Genomic DNA, 7,044 nt, shown 5'->3' with positions numbered 1-7,044 from the left:
GTACACAGTGTGTACACAGGCACTTAGGTTTTCCCAAAGAGTGTACCTGCTGTGTACACACTACACTACTACTTTCTAGTAGTAGTAGTAGTAGTTGTGCAGTAGCACAGCAGGAAACAATAGGCCCCCTCGAGAGGGGGCCTCTATCGGCGGATTAGAGTTCCAAGGGGTCCCCGGGGGGACCCCTTCGTTGGTTTGGGGCTCGAAAAAGAAAATCTCGGCTGGGCCGTCGTTATTCAGCAACGTCTTCGGTGTCGGAGACACTCGTCAACGTCCGGTTGGCCTCTTTCCGCATGAGGTCCGCTGCTTGGACGCCGTTTCCTGTCTTCGCCATCTCTCGAGCAACCATCTTGAGTGTCTCGTACATCTCGTCTGAGTCCTGTTCTTTGACGATCAGACGGGCTGCGTCCACACGGTCAAACTCATCCGGATCGTTCCCCTGCATGGTTATAGACACGTCACGCGCGCATATTGTTCTTTGGTTTATTTCCTGTGGATATGTGCGAACCGTATTATTAGTCTAGACGACATCCGCCCTTTTGAAGACCTCCTACACCATACGTATCGCAGTATGTGATTTATTGACGAGTAGTGCCGACAGTGTACATTAGGCGAGTAATGTCCTGTGTCCGTCCGTTGTCGGGTGTCCAACCACGCCGATACAGTTTTGTGGTTGCGGAGACCAGACCAAACCGCTTCAGACGGTGCTCGAAGCAGTTGAAGTTGGCGTCCCGACCACACTGCGGTTTCAGATGGACTCTTGTGAGGCTACTTGCTGATCTTCCGACGCGCTGAATTGACGCGCTCGGAGACGTTGGACCTGTTGAGACCAGACGCCTTGGCCCAACCAGTCTGAGAGTACCCAAACCGCTCGACGGCGAGGTAGTCGCGTAGCTCCGACGCGGTCAACTCTCGTGCGAGCGCGTCGTACATCGCGGGTTCGCTGTTGGCTTTCTGCGGCGCGATCACCAGATACCGTTTGTCGTCGCTCTCGCCGATCTCGCTGCTGACGCCGACGCCAAACTGTACGATTTGCCAGTCGTGCGGGAGTCGCTCCTCGTCGACCGTGGGGAGCGAGGCATCGGTGTCGGGCTCCCAGGACACGCGGACCGCGGGCCGCCCGTCGTTGATGGTGTCGACCTCGACGGTCCATTCTCGCGACTCGTCGCTGAGGCGCTTCGTTGACAGCGATTCGGCCACGTCATCCTGCTCACTCGTTGTTTCGTCCTCGGAGGCTTCTTCTTCTTCTTCGCCGCCGTCGGTCGCGACCTCGCGATCGTCCTCGTTCCCACCGTCTTCGTCTTCGTCTTCCTGACCGGGGAACGCCATCTCGAGAACGAACGTCCACTCCTCGTCGTATCCGAGCCCGCCCGTGTCCGCCACGGTGATCGTGACGGTGTCGCCGTCGCGCTCGACTGTAACATCCCGGCTGCCGGGGAGATCCTGCATTTCGCCTGCGACGAGGTCGAAGAAGGTACTGTTCTTTTTGTACTTCGCGGGGCCGTTGATGTACAGCCGGTCGCCCTTCTTCGACCAACGGCTAACCTCAACCTCGTCGGTTCGGTTGTCGGTGTAGTCGTCGGAGAGGTTCTCGTACGTGGCCGATTCGAGTTCGATGTTCGTGGCGTCGGTGAGTTCGTGCATTGGTGTTCGCCTCTATGTAGTACATAGGGGGACAACCACTTATAGCTTGTGGTGTATAGGGGAGCAGGAGAGTACTTGCGCCGAGTGGATCACTCAGTTAAACAGGAGTTTAACAGACGCTCGCTACTGTTCACTACCCGTGTCTACATACCGCGCCTTTCCATCGGAACGGGGCTGGAATTTACCGCACACTTCGCACAGGTCACCGTGCAAAGCACGCCCCATGTCGTTCTTGAGCTTGTAGGCGGTGTGGCCGACCCAACTGTGGCCGAACAGTAGGCACAGGACTGACGACCACGTGCGCTCAGCCATCTTCAAACACCTCCTCGATCATCTCCTCGCCGACACGGATCGGGTCTCGAGGCTTGTACGGCCCAGTGCACATGTACGGGTACGGATCGGTGTAACCGTCTTCTCGGGCCTCTTGCTGCGCCTTCCGCTTGGCTTCCTCTTCCGACTTCGCAAGTGGATGGTAGTGGTTCCAGTCGTCGGCATCACCGGCTTCGTTGATCCCGACCTCCCATTCGCACCTGAACGGGAGTGCTTCGTCATCGTCTTCATCCAGACCCCACTCGCACTTGTCGCAGATCTGGTTCTCCTCGTCGAAGAAAATCGATTCGTCGCAACGTGGGCAACGGTGATGGATGAAGTCGTTCATGCTTCCACCCACTCCTGCGGAGTGTCGTACTCGCCATTGGTCAGGCGCTTCCGTTCGGCGTATTCTTCGTCTCTCGGTACCAGTTTGTGCGCATCCGAGTCGTCTTCGGCAAACGCCTCGAGCGAAGCGCGAGAGCCTTCATAGTCGTAGCCGAGCGTGCCGCCTCGGAGCAAACACAGTTCGTCGTCCTCCTCGCGACACTCGAGATCGGATCGGGGTTCTCGGTTAGTCTGAGTCATTCGGATCACCGTCTGAAATCGCGTCTTGAGCTTGCTCGAGTGCTTTGCGTGCTGCGTCAGGATCTCCGCGTTCGAACGCAGCTTCGATCTCGTCTAGCGCGGATTCGGTCTCGCCGATCTGCTCGTGCGCAACCTGTAGCTGCTCACGGTACTCCGAGAGCGTACCTACATCCTCGCAAACGACGTTCTGGAGCTCCGATAGGAGTTGTGGGTGGTTCTCCGCAAGTAGCTCAACGTCGTTGGGAAGCTCATCCTGAATCTTATTTCGGGCCCTCGAGATCGCCTGGTAACGGCGATTCTCGTCGTCCGGATCATCTTCAGCGATCAGTTCCCGCTCACGATCAGTAAGCAACGCGCGTCGTCGTGCCATCGTAGTGGCGGGTTGTTTTACCTCCATTACCATATGGACACACAGTTCCCATATCAATAAACCTTCCCACAAAAGCAAATGATCCCAAATAGGAATACGTTCCCACATAGGCAAACCTTTAAGTAAATGGGTCGCATAGACATTACTGTGCACGGGAGATCGGCCGCAGAAGTCTGTGGCCGGCGGGCGTTAGAGCGCCCCCGACCGTGCTGAAGACCAGCAATGAACGCTCAAACGCGAACCCACGAAACGATTTCGGAATCGGTGATCGACCAATGACGCGCAACTGTAAACAGTGCGGCCATCTAACCGGCCCGAACCGCCGGATCTGCCGCGACTGCTCCCTCGAGAACCGCCACGGAGTCCCCTCGGATCACTTCGAGGACGAGGGAGACGACGAGGATGACGTCGAGACGAAGCGCGCCGAGACGAAGCGCGTCGAGTGCACCGCTTGCGGGACGGAGTACGACCACGACGGCGACTGTGCCTGTCCCGACTGCGGGGCCCGCGAACGGCGCTACATCGGCCCGATCGGCGGGCGAGCGGTCGCGACCGACGGAGGGGAACGCCGATGATGGTCCGCGACTACGATCACGTCTGTCGGCGCGCGGAGGCCCTCGAGCGCGAGGCCGCAAAGGAAATGCGAAAGCTGGCCGAGGCTCGCGCGATAGCGGGCCCGGAGCACGTCGACGGGACCGATGGCTCGGAGATCATCGTCGCCAGCGACGACGGGCTGCGCGCCGACGGCGGCGAAGAACAGGGTCAGTCCCAGCCGATCGGCGTCGGCGACCACGTCCAGGACGAGCAGGACCCCGACGCGACGATGCTCGTCGTCAACCTCGACACGCTCCAGGCTGACGCCTACGAGCTCGAGGACGGGCTGACCGTCGCGGACGTCAACCCAGAGTACCCGCCGAACGACGACGTCGTCGAGTGCGTATTCCCCGACCAGACCGACCTTTCCCTCGAGGACAAGAAGACGTACGCGTATCCGAAGGAGCGCCTCGAGGTCGTTCATCGAGTCCATGATCGCGACGGCACCGAGGGAGGTGACGAGTGATGCAGGCTCGGAAGCGGCTCAACGAACTCGCCCACAAGCGCGCGAACGAGTTCGACGAGACCATCTGCCACAACCGCGTCTACGAGGTCGTCCAGGGCCACCACGATCACGGCCCCGACCTCGAGCGGTACGTCTCGGTCGCCGAGGACGTCTACGAGCTCTCGGCTGACGAGGATCGCGAGGACCGTCGGCTAGACGTCTTCGGTGCCGCCGAGACGATCGATGACCACATCGATGACGTCGTCGACGAGACGATCGCCGCTGCGCTCGCGGATCTCCTCGAGGACATCGACGACTGGGACGACGCCTGGGGCGCCGACGAGATCGCCGCGGCGAAGCACGAGGCTCGAAACTGGCTGCAAGCGCACCACGAGGCCGCCGAACGCGCCGGCGTCTGGGACGAGGTGTCTTCGTGATGGCGGCCTCGAGTCATACCCACGCTCGCTCGAGTGACGGCGCTGTCGGCATCGATACTGAGACGCTCACGCGGGACCGGCGAGCAGCGGAGGAGCCGATGGGGATCTGGGAGATCGGCGGCGGCCTCTGGGGCGTCGGGACTGGTAGTGAAGACTACAGCGAGTACGTCGTTGACGCCGGCGCCGGTCGGTGCACTTGTGACGACTGGCGCTTCCGTGGCGGGCCTGGTCGTGGCGAGATTACTCGATGCAAGCACATGGCTCGTGTCGGGATGGCCATCAAGCAAGTCTTGCCACCGGCTGACGCCGACGTCTGCAGGTCACTCGAGGCCCAGCGCGAACGGTTCGGGGATAGCTCACTCCTATAGTCAGAATATATGAATATTTGAAATAAACAGCTACATAAGGTTCAAATCACCTATTATGTTCAACTACCTGACTTTAGGAGTGTGTATCCCGTGTCACAGCGGGCGGGTAGCATTCCCCGCACAGGGGAGGTACTGACAGATGCAGGAACTAACTCGACGCAAAGCGATCGTTGGTATTGGTGGAGCAACTACCGCGCTGCTCGCAGGGTGCAGTGGGAGCGAGGATAACGGAGACTCGGCAAGCAGCAACGGTGACGAGAACGGTGACGAGAACGGGAACGAGAACGGCGGCGACAGTGGGTCGGTCGAAATCCTCGAACACGAGGCTGTCGAGGCAGAGTACGGCGACTCCGTCAACATCGAGGGGAAAATCCAGAACAACACTGGCGAAGAACAGAGTTACATTGAAGTTTCAGCCCTCTTCTACGATTCGGAGGGTACCCGCGTCGGTGACGGGATGGATAACTTCAATGATGTGGCAGACGGCTCAACGCTCTCATTCGAAATTGTGACGACCGTTGGGTCGTCCGAATACGACGAGTACGAGCTCGAGACCAGCACGTCGATCTAATCCACGGCCCTCTCGCCCTAAGGGCGGGTCTCTCTCGCTGTTCGTGGGTTACAGCGGAAGTACGCGGTGTCCTCTCCGAAACAACGCCCGTCAGACCTTTTACACCATCTATTGAAACGGTCAGTAATGATTACCAAACGATGGGTGTTTCTCGACGAGCGGCTCCCGGAACAGGTTCCCCATCGGCATAGTGAGTGCGAGCAACTCACGCGAGCTCTCGAGCCGGCAACGAGAGGTCAGCGCGGCGAGGACGTGCTGATCTATGGCCCATCGGGTGTCGGAAAGACAACGACCGCTCGACACGTTCTCCGCCGCGAATTTCGTGACTACAGCATCGATTGGACATTGATCAACTCGAGCAACACACGTTGCGCGATCCTCCACGAAGCCGCGATAAAGCATCGGGTCGATGCCGCAGTGCGGCCAAACTCGCCAGCCGACCAGCTGGTTGACGCTCTCGAGAGCATTGTTGACCAGCCCTACGTCGTGATCCTCGACGAAGCCGAAACAGTCCGCGACCTGAAGGTCCTCCGCGATCTATACGAGATTCCGCTGCTCTCGGTCATCGCGATCGTCCATGAACCTCGAGAGTGGCTGGCCCGCCTCGATGACGAGCTTCAAAACTACTTCTCGCTCAAATCGCAGATCGAGTTCGAACGATACGCTGTCGACGAACTCGCGGATATTCTCGAGCACCGTGCTGAGCATGGCCTCGAGCCCGGCGTCATCCATAATGAACAACTGGAGTGGATCGCCGACGAAGTCGCCGGCGTCGCGCGCTATGGGATCCAGTCGCTGCTGTCTGCGGCGGAGTTCGCCGAAGAACGAGACCATAGCCGGATCCGAGAGCACGATATCCGAGATGCGTTTGGCCGCGCACGTACGAAGATCCGAGAGACGAATCTCCGGAGCCTACCGTTCGGCCCCTGTGTGATCTATGAACTCCTTCGGTACGCCGACGCCAATCTCGTCGATGGCGCGCGGCTCCACTCACTGTACGAGACTCATGGGTCCGCGATCTACGCCGATCGAGATCACGACCCTGTCTCGAGGCGACGGGTGAACGACTACCTATCGAAACTGGTAGAGTACGATCTCGTCAGGCAGCACGGAGAAAACAGATGGGCAGAGTACGAAGTCATCGACGAGAATCTCGAGGTACCGATTCAGCTGGAGCTACTGGCGAACGCATCATAGAGAGAGTGTGTGTCGTATGTGAGTTCCGCCTAATCAGCCGTCATCATCTTCTGACTGGTTGAGTTTCCCACATCAACCTCGTCCTCAAGCTCTTCGATTACATCGTTGATGCACTCTCTGAGGACGTCACTACGGCTAATTCTTTCATCAGATCCTGGCGGTAGCTGGGCATTCTTCTGGTCAATGAGCCAGTCCAGGTATTCGACTGTGTCCTCATTGGCGCGAAAAGAGTGCGTCTTCAGTTTGTCTTCGTCGGTCATCTCTTGCATTACAGTATTAAGCCAATGCACTTCATTCCACCGACGGAATTACTGAGTTGCTGCATTACATTTATGTGAATTGCCGCATTACAGGAATTCGTATGCCGACAACCTCGTTCCGAATTCCAAATGGGCTCAAAAATGACTTGGACGCAATCGTCCATGCACGGTCTAGCCCAGATTCCGATATAAACCGGACAGATGTCCTCATCGAAGCTCTCGAGGACTATGTCGATGAACACAGTGACGAAGTGGAGGACG

General features: G+C 58.4%; 12 protein-coding genes. 6 read left to right on the top strand and 6 right to left on the bottom strand.

The window, feature by feature from the left end; translation table 11 throughout:
• Positions 1 to 232: 232 nt before the first annotated feature.
• The 5 genes from EH209_RS23785 to EH209_RS24885 form a co-directional block, all read right to left on the bottom strand.
• The gene (locus EH209_RS23785) at positions 233 to 445 is read right to left on the bottom strand and encodes a hypothetical protein (protein ID WP_126665280.1); all 213 of its coding nucleotides are present in this window, start codon (positions 443 to 445) and stop codon (positions 233 to 235) included.
• Positions 446 to 768: 323 nt separating this feature from the next.
• Complete coding sequence (locus tag EH209_RS23780) at positions 769 to 1,644, bottom strand: hypothetical protein (protein ID WP_126665279.1); 876 nt, start codon at positions 1,642 to 1,644, stop codon at positions 769 to 771.
• Positions 1,645 to 1,948: 304 nt separating this feature from the next.
• Positions 1,949 to 2,302, bottom strand: a complete 354-nt coding sequence (locus EH209_RS23775) for a hypothetical protein (protein ID WP_126665278.1) — start codon at positions 2,300 to 2,302, stop codon at positions 1,949 to 1,951.
• The gene (locus EH209_RS23770; protein WP_126665277.1) at positions 2,299 to 2,541 is read right to left on the bottom strand and encodes a hypothetical protein; all 243 of its coding nucleotides are present in this window, start codon (positions 2,539 to 2,541) and stop codon (positions 2,299 to 2,301) included. The genes EH209_RS23775 and EH209_RS23770 overlap by 4 nt, the downstream gene beginning before the upstream one ends.
• Positions 2,528 to 2,911: a hypothetical protein gene (locus EH209_RS24885; protein ID WP_249038893.1), complete on the bottom strand. Its 384-nt coding sequence runs from the start codon at positions 2,909 to 2,911 to the stop codon at positions 2,528 to 2,530. Before EH209_RS24885 ends, EH209_RS23770 begins: the two co-directional genes overlap by 14 nt.
• Before the next feature lie 275 nt (positions 2,912 to 3,186).
• Here EH209_RS24885 and EH209_RS23760 point away from each other — a divergent pair, with 275 nt between their 5' ends.
• From EH209_RS23760 to EH209_RS23735, 6 genes are all read left to right on the top strand, one after another.
• Entirely contained in the window at positions 3,187 to 3,486 is a 300-nt protein-coding gene (locus EH209_RS23760) for a hypothetical protein (protein WP_126665276.1), read from the top strand.
• Positions 3,483 to 3,971 carry a hypothetical protein gene (locus EH209_RS23755; RefSeq protein ID WP_126665275.1) on the top strand — a complete coding sequence of 163 codons (489 nt, stop codon included), beginning with the start codon at positions 3,483 to 3,485 and terminating at the stop codon, positions 3,969 to 3,971. The genes EH209_RS23760 and EH209_RS23755 overlap by 4 nt, the downstream gene beginning before the upstream one ends.
• Positions 3,971 to 4,387, top strand: coding sequence for a hypothetical protein (locus EH209_RS23750; RefSeq protein WP_126665274.1), 417 nt, complete (start codon positions 3,971 to 3,973; stop codon positions 4,385 to 4,387). The genes EH209_RS23755 and EH209_RS23750 overlap by 1 nt, the downstream gene beginning before the upstream one ends.
• Positions 4,387 to 4,755, top strand: a complete 369-nt coding sequence (locus EH209_RS23745; RefSeq protein ID WP_126665273.1) for a hypothetical protein — start codon at positions 4,387 to 4,389, stop codon at positions 4,753 to 4,755. Before EH209_RS23750 ends, EH209_RS23745 begins: the two co-directional genes overlap by 1 nt.
• 139 nt (positions 4,756 to 4,894) lie before the next feature.
• Complete coding sequence (locus tag EH209_RS23740; protein WP_126665272.1) at positions 4,895 to 5,326, top strand: FxLYD domain-containing protein; 432 nt, start codon at positions 4,895 to 4,897, stop codon at positions 5,324 to 5,326.
• A gap of 126 nt (positions 5,327 to 5,452) precedes the next feature.
• Entirely contained in the window at positions 5,453 to 6,523 is a 1,071-nt protein-coding gene (locus EH209_RS23735) for a Cdc6/Cdc18 family protein (RefSeq protein ID WP_126665271.1), read from the top strand.
• Positions 6,524 to 6,552: 29 nt separating this feature from the next.
• Here EH209_RS23735 and EH209_RS23730 read toward each other — a convergent pair whose 3' ends face one another.
• Positions 6,553 to 6,783: a hypothetical protein gene (locus tag EH209_RS23730; protein ID WP_126665270.1), complete on the bottom strand. Its 231-nt coding sequence runs from the start codon at positions 6,781 to 6,783 to the stop codon at positions 6,553 to 6,555.
• Positions 6,784 to 7,044 lie beyond the last annotated feature (261 nt).

Origin of the sequence: Haloterrigena salifodinae, assembly GCF_003977755.1 — an archaeon.
GTDB lineage: Archaea > Halobacteriota > Halobacteria > Halobacteriales > Natrialbaceae > Haloterrigena > Haloterrigena salifodinae.
Note: the sequence above shows the minus strand (reverse complement) of the source record. Positions and strands in the feature narration are given on the sequence as shown.